Annotated in this window: 20 protein-coding genes; 6 read left to right on the top strand and 14 right to left on the bottom strand. The window is 31.5% G+C overall.

Annotated elements, in window-relative coordinates; all coding sequences use genetic code 11:
• Window position 1: 1 nt before the first annotated feature.
• The 4 genes from GFJ99_RS03670 to GFJ99_RS03655 are packed head-to-tail and all read right to left on the bottom strand — an operon-like array spanning window position 2 to window position 2,436.
• The gene (locus tag GFJ99_RS03670; RefSeq protein WP_153207571.1) at window positions 2–439 is read right to left on the bottom strand and encodes a TPM domain-containing protein; all 438 of its coding nucleotides are present in this window, start codon (window positions 437–439) and stop codon (window positions 2–4) included.
• Window positions 439–1,044, bottom strand: a complete 606-nt coding sequence (locus GFJ99_RS03665) for a LemA family protein (RefSeq protein ID WP_153207570.1) — start codon at window positions 1,042–1,044, stop codon at window positions 439–441. Before GFJ99_RS03665 ends, GFJ99_RS03670 begins: the two co-directional genes overlap by 1 nt.
• Window positions 1,045–1,074: 30 nt before the next feature.
• The gene (locus GFJ99_RS03660; RefSeq protein WP_153207569.1) at window positions 1,075–1,407 is read right to left on the bottom strand and encodes a MerR family transcriptional regulator; all 333 of its coding nucleotides are present in this window, start codon (window positions 1,405–1,407) and stop codon (window positions 1,075–1,077) included.
• 51 nt (window positions 1,408–1,458) lie between these two features.
• On the bottom strand, window positions 1,459–2,436 hold the full coding sequence (locus tag GFJ99_RS03655; protein ID WP_153207568.1) for a M23 family metallopeptidase: 978 nt from the start codon (window positions 2,434–2,436) through the stop codon (window positions 1,459–1,461).
• A 262-nt stretch (window positions 2,437–2,698) separates the two neighbouring features.
• Here GFJ99_RS03655 and alaS point away from each other — a divergent pair, with 262 nt between their 5' ends.
• On the top strand, window positions 2,699–5,335 hold the full coding sequence (alaS, locus tag GFJ99_RS03650; protein ID WP_153207567.1) for an alanine--tRNA ligase: 2,637 nt from the start codon (window positions 2,699–2,701) through the stop codon (window positions 5,333–5,335).
• Between the two features lie 49 nt (window positions 5,336–5,384).
• Here the strand turns inward: alaS and GFJ99_RS03645 are convergent, their stop codons facing one another.
• Window positions 5,385–5,756, bottom strand: a complete 372-nt coding sequence (locus GFJ99_RS03645) for a RidA family protein (RefSeq protein ID WP_153207566.1) — start codon at window positions 5,754–5,756, stop codon at window positions 5,385–5,387.
• 114 nt (window positions 5,757–5,870) lie between these two features.
• Between GFJ99_RS03645 and GFJ99_RS03640 the strand changes: the two genes are divergently transcribed.
• Entirely contained in the window at window positions 5,871–6,485 is a 615-nt protein-coding gene (locus tag GFJ99_RS03640) for an outer membrane beta-barrel protein (RefSeq protein ID WP_153207565.1), read from the top strand.
• A gap of 4 nt (window positions 6,486–6,489) precedes the next feature.
• On the opposite strand, the gene GFJ99_RS03635 is transcribed toward GFJ99_RS03640, so the two are convergent.
• Window positions 6,490–8,235, bottom strand: coding sequence for an ABC transporter ATP-binding protein (locus tag GFJ99_RS03635; RefSeq protein WP_153207564.1), 1,746 nt, complete (start codon window positions 8,233–8,235; stop codon window positions 6,490–6,492).
• 112 nt (window positions 8,236–8,347) lie between these two features.
• On the opposite strand from GFJ99_RS03635, the gene GFJ99_RS03630 reads away from it, so the two are divergent.
• Window positions 8,348–9,373 carry a GSCFA domain-containing protein gene (locus tag GFJ99_RS03630; protein WP_153207563.1) on the top strand — a complete coding sequence of 342 codons (1,026 nt, stop codon included), beginning with the start codon at window positions 8,348–8,350 and terminating at the stop codon, window positions 9,371–9,373.
• 408 nt (window positions 9,374–9,781) lie between these two features.
• On the opposite strand, the gene GFJ99_RS03625 is transcribed toward GFJ99_RS03630, so the two are convergent.
• Window positions 9,782–11,701: an ATP-binding cassette domain-containing protein gene (locus GFJ99_RS03625; RefSeq protein WP_153207562.1), complete on the bottom strand. Its 1,920-nt coding sequence runs from the start codon at window positions 11,699–11,701 to the stop codon at window positions 9,782–9,784.
• 146 nt (window positions 11,702–11,847) lie between these two features.
• On the opposite strand from GFJ99_RS03625, the gene GFJ99_RS03620 reads away from it, so the two are divergent.
• Window positions 11,848–12,261, top strand: a complete 414-nt coding sequence (locus GFJ99_RS03620; RefSeq protein ID WP_008256467.1) for a DUF983 domain-containing protein — start codon at window positions 11,848–11,850, stop codon at window positions 12,259–12,261.
• Window positions 12,262–12,341: 80 nt separating this feature from the next.
• On the opposite strand, the gene GFJ99_RS03615 is transcribed toward GFJ99_RS03620, so the two are convergent.
• The 7 genes from GFJ99_RS03615 to topA all read right to left on the bottom strand — a co-directional run bounded on the left by GFJ99_RS03615 (window position 12,342) and on the right by topA (window position 21,886).
• Window positions 12,342–13,388 carry an FAD-binding oxidoreductase gene (locus tag GFJ99_RS03615; protein ID WP_153207561.1) on the bottom strand — a complete coding sequence of 349 codons (1,047 nt, stop codon included), beginning with the start codon at window positions 13,386–13,388 and terminating at the stop codon, window positions 12,342–12,344.
• Window positions 13,389–13,453: 65 nt separating this feature from the next.
• Window positions 13,454–14,374: a gliding motility protein GldN gene (gldN, locus tag GFJ99_RS03610; protein WP_162523910.1), complete on the bottom strand. Its 921-nt coding sequence runs from the start codon at window positions 14,372–14,374 to the stop codon at window positions 13,454–13,456.
• Window positions 14,375–14,423: 49 nt separating this feature from the next.
• Entirely contained in the window at window positions 14,424–15,977 is a 1,554-nt protein-coding gene (gene gldM / locus GFJ99_RS03605; RefSeq protein WP_153207559.1) for a gliding motility protein GldM, read from the bottom strand.
• 48 nt (window positions 15,978–16,025) lie between these two features.
• On the bottom strand, window positions 16,026–16,658 hold the full coding sequence (gldL, locus tag GFJ99_RS03600) for a gliding motility protein GldL (protein ID WP_153207558.1): 633 nt from the start codon (window positions 16,656–16,658) through the stop codon (window positions 16,026–16,028).
• 50 nt (window positions 16,659–16,708) lie between these two features.
• A complete protein-coding gene (gldK, locus tag GFJ99_RS03595) occupies window positions 16,709–18,076 on the bottom strand; it encodes a gliding motility lipoprotein GldK (protein WP_153207557.1) in 1,368 nt (455 codons plus the stop codon).
• A gap of 156 nt (window positions 18,077–18,232) precedes the next feature.
• Window positions 18,233–19,381, bottom strand: a complete 1,149-nt coding sequence (locus GFJ99_RS03590; protein WP_153207556.1) for a formimidoylglutamase — start codon at window positions 19,379–19,381, stop codon at window positions 18,233–18,235.
• Window positions 19,382–21,886, bottom strand: coding sequence for a type I DNA topoisomerase (topA, locus tag GFJ99_RS03585; protein ID WP_153207555.1), 2,505 nt, complete (start codon window positions 21,884–21,886; stop codon window positions 19,382–19,384).
• Window positions 21,887–22,153: 267 nt separating this feature from the next.
• On the opposite strand from topA, the gene miaB reads away from it, so the two are divergent.
• On the top strand, window positions 22,154–23,602 hold the full coding sequence (miaB, locus tag GFJ99_RS03580; RefSeq protein WP_153207554.1) for a tRNA (N6-isopentenyl adenosine(37)-C2)-methylthiotransferase MiaB: 1,449 nt from the start codon (window positions 22,154–22,156) through the stop codon (window positions 23,600–23,602).
• 41 nt (window positions 23,603–23,643) lie between these two features.
• Window positions 23,644–24,015: a GxxExxY protein gene (locus GFJ99_RS03575; RefSeq protein WP_153207553.1), complete on the top strand. Its 372-nt coding sequence runs from the start codon at window positions 23,644–23,646 to the stop codon at window positions 24,013–24,015.
• Window positions 24,016–24,022 lie beyond the last annotated feature (7 nt).

The raw sequence follows: 24,022 nt of genomic DNA, 5'->3' as shown, positions 1-24,022 counted from the left end.
ATTATCCTCTTGAAATTTCGTTAGACAATTCGTTGGTATCATCTGATTGATAAGGAAAATGTTCTTTTAAACTTTCTCCTGCTTTTATAATTCCATCAACCAATCCTTTTTTAAACGCTTTGTTTTTAAAATTAGAAATTACAACTTCTTTTGTTGCATTCCAAAAATCTGAAGCAACTACTTTATCAATTCCTTCGTCTCCAATTATTGCAAATTTTTTATCTGCCACACACACATAAAACAAAACACCATTTCTTTCTTGTGTTTCATTCATTTGAAGTTCAAAAAAAACCTCCTGAGCTCTCTCAAGAGGTGATTTTTCTGAATGTTCTTCTATGTGTACACGAATTTCTCCCGAAGTATTTTTTTCGGCTTCTACAATTGCCTGAACAATTTCTTGTTCTTCTACTTTTGATAAGAAATCTTCGGTTTTAGACATTATTTTTTCTCGTTATTAAAGTCAAACTCTACTTCTACTGGTTTTTCTGCTCCAGCAACTGCTTTAAATACAGCTTTTTCTTTATATTCAGATAAAATTAAATTTCTAGGCATTTTCAAAACATAATTATTGTACGCTTCAACCGATTCATTAAAGCGAGTTCTAGCTGTCAAAATTTGATTTTCAGTACTAGCTAATTCATCTTGTAATTTTAAGAAATTTTGATTCGCTTTTAAATCAGGATATTTTTCAACTGTAACTAATAATCTAGACAATGCAGATGACACACCACTTTGTGCTTGATTAAATTGCTCAAATTGTTCTGGTGTAATATTTGTTGGGTCAACAGTAATTGATGTTGCTTTTGATCTTGCAGCAATAACAGCTTCTAACGTTGATTTTTCAAATTCGGCAGCACCTTTTACAGTTTTAACCAAATTTCCAATTAAATCATTACGTCTTTGATATGAAGTTTCAACATTTCCCCATTCTTTTTTCACAGACTGATCTACTGTAATTGCTCCGTTTTTAACGCCGATATACCAGAACACTAATACTAAAAGTGCTCCACCACCAATCATCCAAGGTAAAAATTTTTTTATCATTTTTTTTTGTTTTAAAGTTTATTAATTTGTTTATAGTTGATTTTTAATTGTGTTCAATTGTGCTTTTATCGTTTCTAATTTTGAAATGATATCAAACTTATCTAAGGTTTTTTTCTGACCTTCTTTTAAATGCGTTTTGGCTCCTTCTAGTGTAAATCCACGTTCTTTTACTAAATGATAAATTAACTGAAGATTTTTAACATCGTCAGGTGTAAACATTCTGTTTCCTTTTGCGTTTTTCTTTGGTTTTAGAATATCAAATTCTTTATCCCAAAAACGAATTAAGGAAGCATTTACGTTAAAAGCTTTGGCAATTTCACCAATGCTGTAATATCTTTTATTTGGTGCTAATTCTAAATGCATTTTTCAAATTCAAGTTAAAGTTCAATTACAAGTTCAAAACTTCTGAAATCGTTAATCTAATGATTGATTCTCTTGGTTTGCTAATTTTGAAATCTCTATATATTCTTTTGCCGAAATACTTCCGTAATAGAAGTTTAATGGATTTACTCGCACATTTCCTTTAAAAACTTCATAATGTAGATGTGGCGCCTGACTTCGGCCTGTGCTTCCAACATATCCAATTATATCTCCACGTTTTACTCTTTGTCCTGATCTACATTTATATTTACTTAAATGGGCATATAATGTTTTATAACCATAACCATGATTAATTTCAATATGGTTTCCGTAACCAGACAAAGAAGCATCTGCTTTATACACTACCCCATCTCCTGTTGCGTATACTGGCGTTCCTGTTCTTGCTGTAAAATCCATTCCGTAATGAAATTTTCTAATTTTTGTAAACGGATCACTTCTATAACCAAAACCAGAAGCCATGTGTTTTAAATCTTCATTCTTAACCGGTTGAATTGCCGGAATTGCCGCTAACAATTTTTCTTTTTGTTTTGCTAAAGCTACAATTTCATCTAACGATTTAGATTGAATAACCAATTCTTTTGTTAGTATATCGACTCGTTTTGTGGTGCTTTCTATCAAATCTGAATTATTAAATCCTTCCAAATCTTTGTATCTGTTTACGCCACCAAATCCTGCTTTTCTTTCTTCTTCTGAAATTGGACTCGTATTAAAATAAATTCTGTAAATATTATTATCTCTATTTTCGATAGCGGTTAACACTTCGTTCATTAAATCTAATTTTTTATTTAAAACTTTATAATTTAATGCTAAAGCTTCAATTTCTCTCGCTTGAATTTTATCTTTTGGCGTTTCAAAATAACTAGTATTAATCAACAACAGGAAAATTAAAAATCCAAACAAAGCCGATGACAATAAAAACAACACAATATAGCCAAACTTCTTCCTTTTTTTTGTCTGAATTCGTTTATAAGCTAAATTTTCTGAATCGTAATAATATTTTACCTTCGACATAAATGAAAATATACTATTTTTGTGCCAAATTTATTGATTGACATAGGTTATACGAACAAATTTAAGAAATGTTTCATTCTAATGCTATTTTATTTTTTAGTTGGGAAATTTTTCAAATCGTTAACTTAGTATTCCTTATAAAATCATTAATTAAAATCTGAAATAACTAATTGATAATGAAATCGCAACAATAAATAGTTTGTAAAAATTACAACTTAAAAACGCGATTACACATAATACCGATAAAAAATATATTATATATATGAAATCACAAGACATTCGTAAACAGTTTTTACAATTCTTCGAATCAAAAGGACATTTAATTGTTCCTTCTGCGCCAATCGTTTTAAAAGACGATCCAACCTTGATGTTTAACAACTCGGGAATGGCCCAATTCAAAGAATATTTCTTAGGTAATGGAATACCAAAAAGCCAAAGAATAGCCGATACGCAAAAATGTCTTCGTGTTTCAGGAAAACATAACGATTTAGAAGATGTAGGTTTTGATACTTATCATCACACGATGTTTGAAATGCTAGGCAACTGGTCTTTTGGCGATTATTTCAAAAAAGAAGCCATTGATTGGGCTTGGGAATTTTTAACCGAAGTTTTAAAACTAGACAAAGATCGTTTATACGTTTCAGTTTTTGAAGGAAATCCATCAGAGAATGTTCCGTTTGATCAAGAAGCTTATGACTTATGGAAACAATATGTTTCTGAAGACAGAATTATAAAAGGAAATAAAAAAGATAATTTTTGGGAAATGGGAGATCAAGGACCTTGTGGACCTTGTTCTGAAATTCATATTGATTTACGTACCGATGCCGAAAGAGCAGCTGTTTCTGGATTCTCATTAGTGAATGCAGACCATCCACAAGTGGTTGAAATTTGGAACAACGTATTTATGGAATTCAACCGTAAAGCCGATGGTTCGTTAGAAAAATTACCAGCACAACACGTTGATACCGGAATGGGATTTGAGCGTTTGTGTATGGCAATGCAAAATGTAACTTCCAATTACGATACCGATGTATTTACACCACTTATAGAAAAAGTAGAACAAATTACAGGTTTAAAATACACTTCTAATGAAGTAAAAAATATTAGCGAAGAGCAAAACAAAACCAATATTGCTATTCGTGTGGTTGTAGATCATGTTCGTGCCGTTGCCTTTGCAATTGCAGATGGACAACTACCATCTAATACTGGTGCCGGTTATGTAATTCGTAGAATTTTACGTCGTGCGATTCGTTACGGATTTACGTTTTTAGGCACGAAAGAACCTTTCATTAATAAATTGGTAGAAGTGTTAGCGAATCAGATGGGCGAATTTTTCCCAGAAATTAAATCGCAACAACAATTGGTTACTAATGTAATTCGCGAAGAAGAAGCATCTTTCTTAAGAACTTTAGAACAAGGTTTACAATTGTTAGAAAATGTAATGGCTGAGACCTCTGGAAAAGAAGTTTCAGGTGCGAAAGCATTTGAATTGTATGATACATTTGGTTTCCCAATTGACTTAACAGCCTTAATTCTTCGTGAAAAAGGATACGATTTAGACGAAGCAGGTTTCAATGTAGCAATGCAAGAACAAAAAGCACGTTCGCGTGCCGCTTCTGAGGTTTCTACGGAAGATTGGAACGTTTTAATTCCAGGAAATGTAGAAACGTTTGTAGGATATGACAAAACCGAGAATGAAGTAAAAATCACAAGAATTCGTAAAGTAGATTCTAAAAAAGATGGTGTTTTATACCAAATAGTTTTAGATAATACGCCATTCTACCCAGAAGGTGGTGGACAAGTGGGCGATAAAGGAACATTAGTTTCGGCAAACGAAACGATTGAAATTATCGATACAAAAAAAGAGAACAACTTAATATTACATTTTGCAAAACAACTTCCTGAGAATTTGGAAGCAAGTTTTATTGCAAAAGTAAATACCGATTTAAGAACTTCGACTTCTAAAAATCACTCGGCTACGCATTTGATGCATTTGGCTTTGAGAACCATTTTAGGAACACATGTGGAACAAAAAGGTTCGTTGGTTAACCCAAATTATTTGCGTTTTGACTTTTCGCATTTTTCTAAAGTTTCTGATGAAGAATTACGTCAAGTAGAAGCAAGTGTAAATCAACAAATTGAAGCACAATTACAATTGGTAGAACATAGAAATATTGCAATCAAAGAAGCATTAGACAAAGGTGCAATGGCTTTGTTTGGTGAAAAATATGGCGATAACGTTCGTATGATTGAATTTGGCGATAGTAAAGAGTTATGTGGTGGAATTCACGTGAAAAACACCGTTGACATTTGGCATTTCAAAATTATATCAGAAGGAGCTGTTGCGGCAGGAATTCGTCGTATTGAAGCAATTACAGGTGATGCGGTGAAAGATTTTTATACTTCACAAGAAAATACGTTGGCGGAAATCAAAGAAGTTTTGAAAAATCCACAAGATGTTTTAAAATCCGTTGCTTCATTACAAGATGATAATGCAAAGTTGAAAAAACAAGTAGAGCAATTAGTGAAAGAAAAAATCGAAGGATTAAAAAATTCGTTGGTTACCGATTTCCAAGAAATCAACGGAATCCAATTTTTAGCCAAACAAGTAGATTTATCGATGAGTTCAACTAAAGATTTAGCTCAAGCTATTGGGACTTCAAAACCAAATGCGTTTGTATTCTTAGCTTCAATTGAAGACAATGCACCAAATATTCATTGCTACATTTCAAAAGAACTAGTTGCTGAAAAAGGATTAAACGCTGGAAACGTAATTAGAGAATTAGGAAAATTAATCGACGGAAATGGCGGTGGACAACCTTTCTTTGCATCAGGAAAAGGGAAAAATGTAGGTGGAATTAAGGAAGCTTTGGAGAAAGTGGTTGATTTTGTGAAATAATTAATCTAATTATAATTTAGTAAAGTCCTGAAATGATTCAGGACTTTTTTTATTCTATTACTGCAATCACTTCAATTTCAATTAACCATTCTTTTCTTCCTAGACTTTGAATTCCAACTAAAGTGCTTGCAGGATAATTTTCATTTCCAAGAAATTCCTTTCTGACTTTTCTGAAAATGGCTAAATCCACTTCGGAATTAAAATTTACGATGTAGGTATTCATTTTTACCACATCTTTAAAAGTAGCATTACAATTAGCCAGTTGCTTTTCTAAATTTTGAAAAGTGGCAATGGTTTGCGCTTCTAAATTTGCACCGTCACCAATTTGACCTGAAATGTAAAGCGTTTTGAAATTTCCAGTTTTTACAACTATGGTTTGAGAGAAGCCATCATTAGGTTCTAAATATTCTTTTTCAATCATTCCCTATAAGTTAACACTTATTAATTTACTATAAATAAACAAAAAAATAATAGAATTCTCACAATGCATGTCTGATTTTTTTCGTAACTTTAATAGAGAAAAAAAGACTAAATCATGAAAAATTTAATACTCATACTTGCATTTTTTGTTACAACGATAGTTGCAGCACAAGAAATAACTAATGAAAAGGAACATGAACTATCATACGGAATTACAATTGGAACTAATTTTTATAATATTGCCAATAATAATAAAGCAGACTCATTTATTCCTGAAAACCTAGCACCTTCTTTAGTATTAGGTGTATATGGTGAATATAATTTTACAAAAAATACGGGAGTTAAACTAGATGTTTTATATTATAGTAAAGATTTTTTATTTGACATTAAAAATACATTATTTAAAATGCATTTTATAGATTTATCTGCCAATTTTAAGTATGATTTTGGTGAAACCTATAGAGAAGGTTTCTACTTAATTGGAGGCCCTAAAATTTCTATAATTACTGACGCCACTTCTGATAATGAAGAAGATTATAAACACCATTTTGAAACCTTAAACTTAGGCGCTCAATTAGGTTTTGGCTGGCGTGTTCATAGATATATTGACATTCAAACAAAATTAGAATATGAAATAACCCCGTTTTTCAAATTAGACAACGGTCATAATAGTAAATTCATTAATGCAATTCTTTCTGCTAATTTTGATTTAGCTAGAATAATAAATTAATAAACTACTTTCGTTCACCTATTTGTTGGCGCCACATGGCATAATATAAACCTTTCTCTGCCACTAAATCATCATGCTTGCCTTGCTCTATTATTTTTCCTTGTTCGAGCACAAAAATAGTGTCGGCATGCATAATAGTAGATAATCGATGCGCAATTAAAACCGTTATTCTATTTTGATCTGAAATAGACCTTATCGTTTCGTTAATTTCTTCTTCTGTAATAGAATCTAATGCAGAAGTTGCTTCATCAAAAATTAATAAATTAGGTTTTCTTAAAATAGCTCTTGCAATAGATAAACGTTGCTTTTCGCCACCTGAAACTTTTATACCTCCTTCGCCAATAGTAGAATTCAATCCATCATCGGCACGATCTAATAATTTTTGGCAACTTGCTTTTTTCATTACGTCGTTTAATTCTTCATCTGTTGCATTTGGTTTCACAAACAATAAATTTTCACGAATAGTTCCCGAAAACAATTGCGCATCTTGTGTTACAAATCCTAATTGTCTTCTTAAATCTAATAAATCAATTTCAGAAGAATCGGTATTATTATACAAAACCTGTCCTTCAGCCGGTGGATACAAACCAACTAAAAGCTTAACCAAAGTAGTTTTACCTGAACCAGAAGGCCCAACAAAAGCTACTGTTTCTCCTTTTTTGATATTAAAATTTATGTTTTCAACTGCTTTTTGACTTGCCGATTTATGTTGAAAGGAAACATTTGAAAATTGTAAATGTGTAATAGGTCCAATGTTTTTAGGATTACTTGGTCTAAACTCTTTTGGAGCATTTAACAAGTCTTTAAAATTCTCCATAGAAACTTTAGTTTCATTAAGCGCAATAATAAAATTTCCTAACTCTTGTAACGGCCCAAAGATAAAAAAAGTAAAAAACACCATTGTTAGTAAATCTCCAACTAAAATTTTCTCGCCAAATAAAAAATAATACAGCGTAAAAACCACACAAGTTCTTAAAAAATGCACTGTAGTACCTTGTATAAAACTTAGACTTCTAATGAATCTGATTTTTTGTAATTCGAGTTGTAATATTTTTAAAGTGTTTAGATTTAAACGTTTTTCTTCTTGATGTGTTAAACCTAAACTTTTTACCAATTCTATATTTCGTAAACTTTCTGTTGTAGAACCTGCTAATGAATTTGTTTGAGTAACAATTTTACGAGAAACAACTTTTATTTTTTTTCCTAAATACGAACTTACCAATGCAATAATAGGAGCCGTAATTAAAAATATCAATGAAATTCGAGCATCTATTCTAGAAACGTAAATTATTACAAAAACGAATCCTATTATGGTTTGAAAAATCATAGAAACTGAAAGCGTAATTAACTTTTCAGAATCGGAACGAACCTTTGTTAATTTGCTTAAAGTTTCACCACTTCGTTGATCTTCAAATTCTTCAAAAGGCAAGTCTAATGATTTTTTTATTCCGTCTGTGTACATTTCGGCACCAGTTCGTTGAATAACACTATTTGTAAAATAATCTTGGAAGTTTTTAGTAATTCTTGAAATCATTGCTGCTCCAAGAGACAAACCCAACCAAAAAGCAACCGATTTAATAAAACCTAACTCGTTGCCTTTATATTTTGCCATTCCTACACCACAATCTTGCATTAATTTTCCGGTAATGATAGAATCGGATAAACTAAAACAAATATTAATTGTTGCCATTATTAAAGCAAAAAACAATAATAATTTATGCTTAATAATATAGGAATATAGTAATTTCATGAAATGTAATTTTAAGTTGCAAAAGTAGTCATAATAGTTATTGAAAAAGTTGCCTTAAAACATAAATATTTTGAAATTAAAATTCTTAATTTTGAAGAAATTAATATAATTTATGCAATTCAGAACTCAAGTACCTCTTCATAAAAATGAAATCGAAATTGATTATCATTCTAAAATTGTTTTATTAGGATCTTGTTTTGCTGAAAATATGGGAGAAAAATTTGAATATTATAAATTTCAAACTGCTATAAATCCGTTTGGAATTATTTTTAATCCGGTTTCTTTGGCTAAAATTATTGAAAGAAGCGTACAAAAAAATTATTTTACCGAAGCTGATATTTTTTTTCATAACGATTTATGGCATTGCTTTGAAGTACATTCTGAATTATCGAATCCGAACAAAGAAATTTTTCTAAAGACTATAAACGAATTAATCCATTCAACAAATAAACAATTAAACGATTCAACTCACATCATCATCACATTAGGAACGTCGTGGGTGTATCGGTACATTAACAGCAACGAAATTGTGGCTAATTGCCATAAAGTGTCTCAGAAACAGTTTGTGAAAGAATTACTTTTAGTTCCTGAAATAGAAGAAAGTTTAGCAACCATTATTTCTTTAGTAAAAACGGTTAATCCAAACTGCAAATTCATTTTTACGGTTTCGCCTGTGCGACATATAAAAGATGGTTTTATAGAAAACACATTAAGTAAAGCACATTTAATTGCTGCAATACATTCTGTTTTAAATCAAAAAATCTCGACTTCGCTCGAACTGACAACAACTAATCAAAAAAACAACAAGCTATCAACAATCACCCATAACCCATCATACAACACCTATTTCCCTGCCTACGAAATTATGATGGACGAATTACGTGATTATCGTTTTTATGCGGAAGATATGTTGCACCCTAACCAAACTGCTATAAATTACATTTGGGATAGTTTTTGCTCTAATTCAGTTGCTTCAGCTAGTTTTAAGATGATGAAAGAAATAGAAACGATTCAAAAAGGTTTAGCGCATCGTCCTTTTAATCCGGAGACGGAAAGTCATGAAAAATTCTTGACTCATTTGAAAAGTAAAATACTAAAAATTGAACAAGACTTTCCACAGATTTCTTTTGACCTATAAATTTATATTGATACTATCAAAAATATTGAAAAATAGTACGCAAAAACACCTTTACACCACTGCAAGCTTGCCCCAGATAATAGTGGAAATCTTTTTGTTAAAGAAAATTTATTTTTGTTGCTTTAAAAAAGCGACCAACGAAAGCTCTTTTTATAGCCTACAAAAATATTTTGTTTTCAAAAAATTGAAACGAATAGCTGGATTAGGCTTACAAAAAAATAATTGATAAAGGACACAAAATACGTCAAATGCCGTATTTGATGATTAGCTATTCACCGCTATATTTACATTAAATAAAATAAAGATGTATTACCTAAAATTTATTAAAAATAAGAAAATCGCAACAATCGTTATAATTATTGCGATTACCCTTTTACTTTTAAATTGTGTTACTATACTATATTGTATTTAACTATTTAATACTTCTATTTCTAATTGAACATTTTCCCAATCTTGTAATAGCTGCTCTAAATCTTTTTTCTTTTTCTCGTATGCAGCAAAAAAAGTAGCATCTTCTATATGTTTATCAAAATTTGAAGATAAAGCTTTATCATCGAGCTGAATTTCCTTTTCTAATTGTTGTATTTGACTTTCAATTTTGCTTAATCTATTTTGTAATGATTTGGCTTTCTTTTGGTCTTCGTATGAAATGTTTTTTATTGCTTTATCCACCTTGACATTAGAATTAGTAACCTCTTTCTTTTCAATTTCTCGCATATTCATTGCGTTTTTTTGTTCTAAGAAGAAGTTTATATCACCCAAATATTCTCTAATTTTTTGGTCTTTAAATTCGTACACTAAATTAGACATTCCTTGCAAGAAATCACGGTCGTGAGAAACCAATAACAAAGTTCCTTCAAATTGCTTTAAAGCAGCTTTTAAAACGTTTTTAGACTTAATATCTAAGTGATTGGTTGGTTCGTCCATTACCAAAACGTTTATAGGCTGCAAAAGTAATTTACATAACGCTAAACGATTTCGTTCGCCACCCGAAAGTACTTTTACTTTTTTCTCTACATCATCACCACGAAATAAAAAAGAACCTAACATATCGCGCACTTTTGAACGATTGGTATCAGTAGCCGCGTCTTCCATGGTTTGTAAAAGTGTAATTTCGCCATCTAAATATTCTGCCTGATTTTGAGCAAAGTAACCTAATTGCACATTGTGACCCAGTTTTATTGAACCTTCGTACTCAAACTCGTTTACGATTGCTTTCATAAAAGTTGATTTTCCTTGACCGTTTTGACCAACGAAAGCAACTTTACTGCCACGTTCTACTAAAAGTGAAATGTCTTTTAAGATAACTTTTTCTCCGTAGGATTTTGTAACATGTTCTGCTTCTACGACAACTCGCCCTGGTGTTTGAGAAACTGGAAATGAAATATTCATAACCGAATTATCGTCTTCATCGACTTCAATTCGTTCTACTTTATCTAATTTTTTAATCAGCGATTGCGCCATTGATGCTTTTGAAGCTTTAGCACGAAATTTCTCGATTAACTTTTCAGTTTCCTCGATTTTTTTGGCTTGATTTTTTTGTGTTGCCAATTGCTTTTCGCGAATTTCCTGACGCAACACTAAATATTCAGAATACGGTTTATTGAAATCGTAGGCTTTACCTAAAGAAATTTCAATTGTACGGTTGGTTACGTTATCTAAAAACATTTTATCGTGAGAAACAATAACAACTACTCCTGAAAAATTACGTAAAAAACCTTCTAACCAAATGATACTTTCTATATCCAGGTGATTGGTAGGCTCATCTAAAAGCAAAATATCATTAGATTGTAGTAATAATTTAGCTAGTTCTATACGCATACGCCATCCGCCAGAAAAAGTATTCGTTAAATTATCAAAATCTTCACGTTTAAAACCTAAACCTAAAAGAATTTTTTCGGTATCTCCTACATAATTATAACCACCTAGCACTTCATAATGATGTGTTACATCGCCTAACTCTTCAATTAAATCAGAATATTCTTGACTTTCATAATCTGTTCTTGTAGCTAATTGGTGATTGATTTCATCAATTCGAAATTCAGCACGTTTAATTTCAGAAAAAGCTTGATACGCTTCTTCTAAAACGGTTCTTCCTTCTTCAAAATCGATATCTTGACGAAGAAATCCCATTTTTACTTCTTTTTCAGTTGCAATAGTTCCACTATCGGGTTTAAAATCGCCAGCAAGCATTTTCAACATTGTTGATTTTCCTGCACCGTTTTTTCCAACAAGTCCTACTCTATCTCCAGAACCTAATCTAAAAGTTACTTCTTCAAAAAGATAAGTTCCACCAAATGAAACCGATAAATTATGTATGTTTAGCATTTATTTAGTTTAAATGTTTAAGAGTTTATGGGTTTAAAAAGTTACTAATTAATTAAACTCAAAATTCAGTAAACAAATTGATATTTGTAATAATTGTTACACAAGTAAAAATTTGTTATTGTACATTTGTGTAAATTATTTTGCAAATGTTAAAAAAAGGATCCATATTAAATAGTATTTTAACAGGAAGTTGTCCAACTTGTCATGAAGAAAGCATGTATTTAGACAAAAATCCGTATAATGTTCTTAATGTTTACAAAATGCATGAGAATTGCAGCCATTGTGGAACCAAATATAAAATGGAGCCGTCTTTTTTTTATGGCGCCATGTATGTCAGTTATGCGCTTGGAATTGCATTTGGAGTCGCTGCATTTATTATTACTTATTTCTTTATAGGAGAAAAAAGTTTGGTAAATAATTTTATTGTAATAATAGCAACTTTAATCGTTTTTATGCCCGTAATTATGAGACTTTCTCGAAATATTTGGATTAATATGTTTCTAAGTTATGACAAAGATTGGAAAGAACACAAAGGCGAAAAAAAACCAACACTAAGATAAAAAACCCATTTGTTAAGCTGAACTTGTTTAATCTTATTTATAAACTAATATAGATATTGAAACAAGTTCTGCATGATAATCTACTTTTTTTTATAGCATCTTATAATATCAATTTCTTTTTCTAACGGATCATTATTTTCTATATGTTGAAATAATTGATTTGCCAAATAAGGTCCAAGCATTACACCACGAGTTCCTAATCCATTTAAAACATGTATTTGCTTATAAGTAGGATGTGTTCCTACCAATGGTCTCCTATCTTTTACTGTAGGACGAACTCCTGCAAAATGATTTACTATTTCAAAATCACATGAAATAATTTCTTTTAGCTTACTTATAAGTTCATCTTTACCAGCTTCTGTTGGTGTATTCGATTTATCAGACCAATCATAAGTAGCACCCACTTTATATAAATCATTTCCAATTGGAAGAATAAAAACACTAGATTTAATTACTACATCTAGATCTAAATTAGGAGATTTTATGATTAATAATTCACCTTTTGTTCCATCTAAAGGTAAATCATTAAAATAAGGATTAGCATGTAATCCAAAACCTTCAGCGAAAATGATATTTTTTACTTTAATATTTTTATAAAGAATATGATCGTCAAAAAACTCAATAGCTTTATAATCAAATGTATCATTTGAGAAACAATTAATAGATTGTAAATATTTAGAATACGCTTCAATTAAAACTGAAATATTTAAATAACCTGTGTGATTAACTTTACCGTAGTGAAAAGGAGAATCGATATTAGAAAACACTTTTTTAACTAAAGTTGCATCTAAAAAAGGAGATAAATTAGGTTTATCGACTGCTTGAAACCAATTATTTTGTTCTTCGATAGAATATAATTTTCTAAGAATTGGAAGTTCAAAATCAAAAGTTACATTTAGTTTTTTTTGTATATGATGATATAATGGAAATGCAAAATCAATTTGTTCTTTAGCTTTCCATACTTCACTAAATCGTTTTAAAACAACTGGATTATATAAACCACCCGCTACACGAGAAGAAGGTTGAGAATTATTATCAAAAACTAAAATTTTCTTATTTGCATTAAGGGCAATTTCGGAAAATGAAATACCTGCAAGACCGTTACCAATAATAATATAATCTATCATGGTGTAAAATTAAAAAACTCTTACCAAATGGTAAGAGTTTTTTAAATGAAATTGGAGAAATACTATTAATAATTCCACATATCTTGTTCAAAGTCACGAATCTTCTCTTTTACACGATCAGATTCTAATAATTGCATTTGAGCGTTTTCTTTCATATAGTCAGCAATTTTACGATCTCCGTAAACATTCTCTTCTAAATAAATCATTCCACTGAAACGACGAGCATTTAACATATGGTCAAATGTAAAAGGCATTGCTGAATTTCTATTATTGAAAGCAGTTGCTTCATGAAGAACATCTCTAGCTGAAGGGAAATAAACCCAAAAAAGTTCATTATACTCAGGCTCAGCAGCACTATCTTTCTTAGAGAAAACATCAATTATAACAGGTGATATACCCAACAATCGATATTTTAATTCGCCTTGTCTTTTGTCAAAATACCAATATCCAACTATTTTATACGCATTAACATCTATAGCATCTAATTCAGTTTTTCTAATGAATTCGGCATCTAATTTCTTATCGCCTTTTCTATAAGCTTCGATATCTTCATTAACTCTTTCAGCACCAGCATCAGTTGTATCAATTGTAAACAATGATGATTCTATATCTTCTAATGTTTTCTTAGTAGTAAAATAACTAGAATCATATACTTCGGTAATTTTCCCTTCTCTTATACCATTAATTAAAACGTTATAAAGAGGCCTTCTCTCAGGAGAACTCATAACATCACCTTCAACAGGGAAATATAAAGGAAAATTTACTCTTTCATCAAGATCAATATATTCCCAAATACGCTTACCCATTAAGATATCTCTATCATGTACATAACCATATGGAAGTGGTTTGTCGTTATCCGCACTTAATTCAGCTTCCGTCTTTTTACCGATTTGATCGGGAGTCTTCGCATTTAATAAGTTTGATTGAGCAAAAGTAGTAGTACTTAAAACTAATACTAAAATTGCAATACTATTTCTCCAATTCATTTTATTCATTTTTTATTTGGTTTACAATATAAACTCAAATTAATTTAAATTATTGTATTTCGTAAGTACAAATTGAAACTTTTTTAGCCATTTGGTCAATACCCACAAAACTAGCTTTTATTTCAGAAATAACAACTACATCACCTCTACTTGCTTTAGAAATAACAGATTTAGCTTTAGCATCCATTTTATTTCCTCTAACAACTACTGTAGGTTGACCAGGTACTTTAACGTTAAATTGTGTAACATTAACCGTTACTGGGAAATCAAAATCTTCCATAACAGCTGTAATAGTACAAACTTCTAAATTACTTTTAGGCCCTTGATTTTTTTCAGAACCTCCAACTTTTCCAGTAGGTGCAGGTAAACCTTTAATACGGAAAGCTTGTTTACTTGTAAAAGATTTTCCATCAGGTAAAGTTGCTGTAACATTAATTGTAACTTCACTTCCTGAACCAGCTTTAAGTAAATACTGTCCTGGCTTAGGACCAGCTGACATACCCGGAGCACTTGCTTTTACTTTGTCTGAAGAAATACCAGGAACCGAAACAGAAATTGGGTTAGGTACACCACGATAAACAACATTCATTTTATCTGCAGAGATAATAGCTTGGTTTGGTTTAGGAACCACAACATATTGTCCTTCAAATTCGATAGGCACAGGTTTACCATCTTCAGTAAACACAAATTGCCCTTTAATATCTTTTTCTCCAACAGCACCACCAACAGTTTTGAAAACTGCTTGACCATTTTCGATTTTAGAAGTAGCACCATTAACTTTAAAATCAGTAGGAACAGTAGTATCATCATATTTACCTAAAACAACTCTTCCTGTTACTTCTTCTCCTTGAAAAACAACATTTTTATCAAAAACTACAATAGCTTTGTATTTTTTCATAGAAATAGCAGCTTCCATTGTATTACCTAATAACAAGTTATAAATATCTTGTTCTGCTTTTTTAACATCATTTTGCATAGCTGTTAATTTAGACACAGTAGCAATTGCTGGAAAGCCTTTAAAATGGTAATCTAAATATTTCTTTTTAACACCTTCACCATCAATAACATCATTAGTATTGAATGTTTTTTCAAATTTTTCTAAGAAAACTTTATATTTAACATCATTACCAAAAACAGCTTTTACGTTATTTCTGAAAGCATCAATTTTACCTGTAATCTCTTTTCCTTTTGGCGAATATCCATCACCTTGAAACCAAACTTCATCAATAGTACTTTTGTCCATTGCTTCATAAGGTAATTTACCTTTATTAGCTCCACTTTCTTCTAAAGGAAAAGACTTATTAATATCAGTTTTTATTGTTTCAATAAATTTAAACATCTCATCAGTTAAAGGTTTAACTTTAACAGCGATATCATAAGGACCTTTAAATTGAGCTGGAGCATCTTCTGCTTTAGACTTCAATTGGTCAAAAATTGCAGCATTTGATTCTTTTGCATCTGAATTAATAACTTCAAATTTTTCGTTCATTAATCCAAAAGCTGATAATACTTCTTTTGACATGTTTAATGCCAACATTGCGATGAAAACCAAGTACATTAGGTTAATCATCTTCTGTCTAGGGGTTAATTTTCCTCCTGCCATTTTACTTTAAATTAGTTTTAATTAATAAATATTTAATGATAAAACTAATTATCCTCTGTTGCTCATAGCAGTAAGCATTCCTCCATAAACTGCATTTAAAGATGCAATATTAGAAGTCATTGACTGCATTTGCTCTTTTAATTTAGCAGCGTTATCAGCAATTTCTTGATTTGCAGTAGCATTTCTAGAAGCGCTGTCTAATTGTAATTTGTATAATCCATTTAAAGCTTCCATTTGAGCAGCTGCTGTAGACATTTCTTCAGCATATTTCTTTTGTCCAGACATTGCATCAACTGTTGGAGAAATTGATTTTGCAGCTCCTTCGAAGTTTTTGATACTGTTTCCTAAGCTTGCCATTAATTCACCATCAATTTTAGCTTCTTTCAACATAGTATCTAATTTTTGAGATAATAAACCTTGAGCATCAGCTGGGTTTTCTTTTTTATCTTTAGCTTTAGCTTCACCACCTGCTAATTCAGGGTAAACTAAAGACCAATCTAATTCGTGCTCTACTGGTTCAAATGCAGACAATGCGAAAATTGCTGCTTCAGTTAATAATCCAATTACAAGCATTGGTCCTGCACCTGGCCAGTGCATTAATTTGAATAATGCTCCAACGATTACTACTGCCGCTCCCATTCCGTAAAGGAATCCCATCACTTTTTTGCTTAAAATTGCCATAATAAATAAAATTTAGTTAGTTAAGTTAATTATATAAAATTGGTTAAATACTATTTAGGTCTGTTTCCTGTAGCTGCAGTACCCATGTAATCTTGTACTGTTCTGAAACCGATGTAACTTCTTGCAGAATCTGCATATTCATAATCACGAGTAGAAACTTGTAAGAAATAAGCAACGTCTTTCCAAGAACCACCACGAACTACTTTTCTTTGGTTTTTCTTATCTGCAACATGAGGATTCATAGTTGAAACAAACTCATATGCTTCTGCATAGTAAGAAGACTCTGTCCACTCAGAAACGTTTCCTGCCATATTGTATAAGTTATAGTCATTAGGTTCGTACGACTTAGCTTCTACAGTATATAATGCTCCATCAGCAGCATAATCTCCACGGTTTGGTTTAAAGTTAGCCATAAAACAACCTCTGTCATTTTTAGCATAAGGACCACCCCAAGGATAAGTACCTCCTTCAAGACCACCTCTAGCAGCATATTCCCATTCAGCCTCAGTTGGCAAACGGAATGAATTTACTTGATCTCTACCTTTTTTCTTTTTGATGTATGCATTTTTATACATAGTTCTCCAAGCACAAAATGCTTTTGCTTGATTCCAAGAAACCCCAACAACTGGATATTCCCCGTAAGCTTGATGCCAAAAATAATCATTATGCATTGGCTCATTATATGAATAAGCAAAATCTTTTATCCAAGCTGTTGTATCAGGATAGATCTCAATAGGCGGAGCATCTTCATAAAAGTTTTTACGTCCCTTTTTCTTTACAGCTTTATTCAAATCAACTTGGTTGTATTTGAATTTTAATTTAGACGCATCAACAGTTTTTAAACCATTATACGACTCAGATTCAGGTAAATACATAGAATCCATAACTTCCACATAAAATTCATCTGGATACTTACTTGGCTCTTTGATAACCTTAATCTTTTTATTTAATTTTCTACCTGCATAGATATCATCATCAGCACCAACACTGTAATAATTCTCATACATGTACTTGTCGTACGGTGTCATCTTTGCAGGATCAACATCTGCAAATCCAAAATCACCAATACTACCATCTCCTGGTTTTTTTCCTTGCTCATCTGCAAGTATAGCCAAACGAGTTCTGATTGTTGAATCTTTTACCCATTCAACAAACTGACGGTATTCGCTATTCGTAATTTCAGTTTCATCCATATAAAATGAACGAACCGTAACTGTCTTAGTAGGTGCGTCTTGAATATTAGCTAAATCATCATCAGCTTTACCCATTGTAAAAGCGCCTCCTGGGATTAACGTCATTCCGTAAGGTTTCTCGGGATGCCATTTCCTCCCTTTAACTCCTACTAATTCTCCTTTATCGCCTTTACCACAACTGATAAATAATGACAAAATTGCTGAAAATGCAACAAACTTCTTCATATAAACTTGGGTTAAATGTAATTTCTATTTAAGGGCGTAAACCTATTCAATAATTTTGAAAAAAACAACATTTTTCTTAAAAACGTTTAAAAAAAAAATGAAATTTAAGGCTCTACCTGTTTTAACAATGCTTTAACAGTTTGAAAAATAACGGCTTTAAGCAATATTCCTTCTTTGGGCTTTCCACCATCTTTCTGGAATTTCCTGCTCGCAAGCTGCTAAATAATCTTCATGCATGCAAGGTAATAACGTATTTCTTTTTAATTTATTGTTAACATTTGTTAAAAATGGTATTTCTATCCACCATCTTTCTGTTTTATTACTCTTATAAAACACTAATTCTTCATCATCAATCGGTACAATATACTTAATATAGTGCTCTTTCGTACCAAAAGGATATTCATTTGAACGAAAGCAAAAACCTTCAATAAAATACCAAAGCATTTGAGCAGTTAAAACAACTTCATTACTCGTAGTATTAAAGTTAAAAACACCAAACGAAGTTACTTTATCACTAATTCCTGCGTAACGAGCCAATGCACATATTTCTTTTCCAGTGAAACCATTTGGATTAAACTCATCAAAATTACCTGAATATGATGATTGTACAGAATTCATATCTATACTAACTAAATCTGCATCTCTAAAAACAGGTTCTGCCACCGTTATATTATTTGAAACTTCTCCCAATCGATACGCTTCAAAATATAATTTTTCTATCAAATCTATTTCTTCTTGCGAATTAAAATAAGTTTGAAAACCTAAGTTACTATAATTAAAAAGATTATTAGGCTCTTCAACGATTATTTTTGACAAAAAAGAACTAGAAACCAGATTTGTTTCCTTGGCAAAGTCAAATTGATTATCAACCGAAACCAAATTTACCATTTGATCTAAATTATCATATGCACGATACATAGCATAGGTTATATCTTGGCTTCCCCCTACAATAATAGGAATAATTTTTTTCTTAATAAGCTCAGACATTAAATTTTTTACCACAAAATAAGTATCATCAATACTAGCACCTGCTTCAATTGTACCTAAATCTACAATTGTAGTATTCCAATTTCCAGGAAACATACTATAGAATTTCTTTCTGAAAATCTCAAAAGAAAATTCACTATTGCTTTTATTTGCTCCTCTATACTCATTTACTGTAATTATAGCTAAGGAAACATTTTCTAAAACCGGAAAATCTGTTTGAGTATGAAATACCACTTTTTTACCTAATGCTTGGTTAGATAAAGATTGAATAAACTCTTCTAATTCAGAAGAAATTGGTTGTAGAAAATCGAACACCATTTACAATTTCTTTTTTGCTGTTGTTTTTTTTGCAGGTGCTTTTTTAGCAGCTGTTTTTTTAGCTGGCGTTTTCTTTTCAATCATTTCTTGAACCTGCGCTAATGTTAATTTTGCAGCATCAACATCTTTACTCAATTCAATTTTTATTTTTCCTTTTGTAATCACAGAACGACCCCAACGTGCTTTTTCAACTTTAATACCCTCTTCTTTCCAATCATGAAGCACTTTATCAATGTCTTTTTGTTGTTTCTCTTCGATTAATTCATTTAAATCTGATTGAGATAAATTATCGAAATTGTATTTTTTATTTACATTGATAAACATGCCATTCCACTTAATGAAAGGTCCAAAACGACCAACACCTTTTTGAATTGGTAAATTATCAAACATTCCAATTGGAGCATCTGCTTGTTCTTTCTCTAAAATTAAACTTTGAGCTGTTTCCATGGTTACGTCCATAGGATCTACTCCTTTTGGCAACGAGATAAATTGCGTTCCAAACTTAACATAAGGTCCAAAACGGCCATTGTTAACTTCGATTTCTTCTCCTTTATATGTACCTAATTGCTTTGGAAGTAAGAATAAATTCAACACTTCTTCTAACGTGATATTTCCGATATTTTGATCTTGACGTAAACTTGCGAATTGCTTATTTTCTTCGTCAATGTCACCAATCTGAGCCATAGCTCCATATTTTCCTAAGCGTACCGAAACTTGTTTTCCTGAAACAGGATGAACTCCTAAGATTCTTTCACCACTTTCTCTATCTGCATTTTTTTCAACATCAACTACATTTGGATGAAAATGTTGGTAAAAATCATTCATCATTTTTGCCCAATCTACTTTTCCTTCAGCGATTTCGTCAAAATCTTGCTCCACTTTCGCAGTGAAATTATAATCTAAAATAGTTCCGAAGTTTTTCACCAAGAAATCATTTACGATAATTCCTATATCTGTTGGAACTAGTTTTCCTTTGTCCGAACCTACATTTTCAGTTAAAACTTGTGATTTTACTTCGCTATTTTTTAAAACTATTTGCGTGTATTTTCTTTCTTGACCTTCAAAACTTCCTTTTTCTACATAGGTTCTAGCAATAATTGTAGAAATAGTTGGCGCATATGTAGATGGACGACCGATTCCTAATTCTTCTAATTTTTTTACCAAAGAAGCTTCTGTATAACGACTAGGCGGGCGAGAAAAACGTTCAGTAGCTGTTATATTATTATTGACTAATTTTTCATTTACTTTTAAAGCAGGCAACATACCTTCTTGCTCTTCTTCATCGTCATCATGACCTTCCAAATATACTTTTAAAAATCCTTCAAATTTAATAACTTCTCCTGTTGCAGTAAAGGTTTCAGAATGATTGCTCGCTTCTATTTTTACGTTAGTTCTTTCTAACTCAGCATCGCTCATTTGAGATGCTAACGTTCTTTTCCAAATTAAATCATATAATCGAGCTTGATCTCTATCAATATTTACAGTATGACGCGACATATCGGTTGGACGAATTGCCTCATGCGCTTCTTGAGCTCCTTTCGATTTAGTATTAAAATTTCTTGGTTTAGAAAATTCAACTCCGTAGTAACTTGTAATTTCTGCCTGAGCTGCCGCCATTGCTTCTTGTGATAAGTTTACACTATCCGTTCTCATGTAAGTAATAAGTCCGGCTTCGTATAAACGTTGTGCAATTTGCATGGTAATTCCAACAGGTAAATACAACTTTCTAGCTGCTTCTTGTTGCAATGTAGATGTTGTAAATGGAGCTGCAGGTGATTTTTTTGTTGGTTTTGTTTCTAAATGACCAACTTTGTATGACGAACCAATATTTTTGGATAAGAAATCTTCTGCTTCTTTTTTAGTAGTGAAATTCTTAGGTAATTTTGCTTTGAATATTTTCCCGGCTTCGTTTGTAAATTCTGCTGTAATACTATAAGAAGCTTCTGCGTTAAAATCTTGAATTTCTCTTTCGCGTTCTACAATCAAACGAACAGAAACCGATTGCACACGACCAGCAGACAAACCACCTTTTACTTTTTTCCAAAGTACTGGGGACAATTCGTAACCTACTAATCTGTCTAAAACTCTACGCGCTTGTTGTGCATTTACTAAATTATAATCTATTCCTCTCGGATTTTCGATTGCTTTTTGAATGGCTGTTTTTGTAATCTCATGAAAAACAATTCGCTTCGTTTTTTCGGGTTTTAAATTTAATTCTTCAGATAAGTGCCAAGAAATTGCTTCTCCCTCACGGTCCTCATCGGAAGCCAACCAAACCATTTCGGCATTTTTAGCTAATCCTTTTAATTTTGTCACTAAAGCTTTTTTATCAGTAGAAACTTCATATTTGGGTTTAAAGCCATTTTCTACATCTACCCCTATTTCTCTCGAAGGCAAGTCGGCAATATGACCATAACTCGACTCAACTTGATACTCACTTCCTAGAAATTTTTCGATGGTTTTTGCTTTTGCTGGTGACTCAACGATTACTAAATTCTTTGCCATTTCACTTTTTATTTGTTCGACAAAAGTATAGGTTTTTTTTAAATTTTAACATCCTGAACTTTTTTTTACCTCAAATTACCCTAAATTTTGGTTAAATTACACCTATATATATAGGTGTAAAATCCATGAAAAACGGCTACTTAGAATCGGAAGAAAAAATAATTTAAAAATTTCATGTTAAACCTTTTCTGCCATCTTGTCAGATTTTATAATTTAGTATTATCTTTGCAATCCGAAAGTACGGAATGTCTTAAAGGAAATCTTTATATGGAAAAGGAAATTGACGAGAAAAAACAAGGTCAGAGTTTAGTGCTTGACCAAAAAGAAGGAAATACAAAAAAACTTTTTATAGAAAGTTATGGTTGCCAAATGAATTTTTCGGACAGCGAAATTGTGGCTTCTATTCTTTATGAAAACGGATACAATACAACTCAAAACTTAGAAGATGCCGATTTAGTTTTGGTAAATACTTGTTCTATTCGCGATAAAGCGGAACAAACTATTCGTAAACGTTTAGAAAAATACAACGCAGTTAAGAAAATCAATCCAACCATGAAAGTTGGGGTTTTAGGCTGTATGGCAGAACGATTGAAAAGTCAGTTTTTAGAAGAAGAGAAAATTGTAGACATGGTGGTTGGACCCGATGCATACAAAGATTTGCCTAATTTATTAGCAGAAGTAGAAGAAGGAAGAGATGCAATCAACGTAATTCTTTCAAAAGAAGAAACGTATGGTGATATTTCACCTGTTCGTTTAAATAGTAACGGAGTAAATGCTTTTGTTTCGATTACAAGAGGTTGTGATAATATGTGTACGTTTTGCGTTGTTCCGTTTACACGAGGACGTGAGCGTAGTCGTGAACCACAAAGTATTATTGACGAAATTCAAGATTTATACGATAGAGGTTTCAAAGAAGTAACGTTGTTAGGACAAAATGTAGACAGTTACCTTTGGTATGGTGGTGGTTTGAAAAAAGACTACGACAAAGCCACTGAAATACAAAAAGCAACCGCTATGGATTTTGCGCAATTGTTAGACAAATGTGCTACGTTGTTTCCAAAAATGCGTTTTAGATTCTCTACTTCGAATCCACAAGATATGCATGAAGAAGTATTGCATGTAATTGCGAAACACCATAATATTTGTAATTACATTCACTTACCTGTTCAAAGTGGAAGTACAAGAATTTTAAAAGAAATGAATCGCCAACACACCCGTGAAGAATACATGGCGTTGATTGATAAAATATACTCGATTATTCCAGATATTTCATTGTCACAAGATATGATTGCAGGTTTCCCAACAGAAAAGGAAGAAGATCATCAAGATACATTGAGTTTAATGGAATATGTAAAATATGATTTCGGATTTATGTTTGCGTATTCAGAACGCCCAGGAACATTAGCTGCCAGAAAAATGGAAGATGACGTTCCAGAAGAAGTTAAAAAACGTAGATTAACCGAAATTGTAGATTTACAACAAAAACACGGTTTAGAAAGAACACAACGTTTCATTGGACAAGAAGTAGAAGTATTGATTGAAAAAGAATCAAAACGTTCTGATGCTCACTGGAGCGGAAGAAATTCTCAAAACACGGTAGTGGTTTTCCCAAAAGAAAATTACAAAGTAGGTGAATTTGTAATGGTAAAAATTACAGATTGTACCGCTGCAACTTTAATTGGAGAAGCAGTTGGTTATTCTGAAATAATGAATTAAAAATATAAGCCACGGATTAAAAGATTAACACGGATTTCAATATGGGACTTTACAGAGAAGAAGAAACTTTTAAAATTATTGGGATTTGCATGAAAGTTCATAGAAATCTTGGTCCGGGATTACTTGAAGTAGTTTATAAAGATGCGTTAGAAATAGAATTTAAAGCAAATAATATTCCTTTTGAGAGAGAAAAAGAATTTTCAATCGAATATAAAGGAGTTATATTACCGCATAAATTTTATGCTGATTTCATAGTAAATGAAGATATTGTTTTAGAGGTAAAATCTATAAAAGAATTTTCAGGAGAACATACTGCACAAGTATTGAATTATATGAAACTTTCAGATTCAGAAATTGGATTATTAGTGAATTTTCAAAACAAATCATTACAACATAAAAGATTAGTATTTTAATTAATCC

The sequence above is a fragment of the Flavobacterium sp. LMO6 genome (genome assembly GCF_009495795.1).
Taxonomy (GTDB): domain Bacteria; phylum Bacteroidota; class Bacteroidia; order Flavobacteriales; family Flavobacteriaceae; genus Flavobacterium.
The sequence above is the reverse complement of the archived record's forward strand: the minus strand, read 5'-3'. Positions and strand labels throughout refer to the sequence as shown.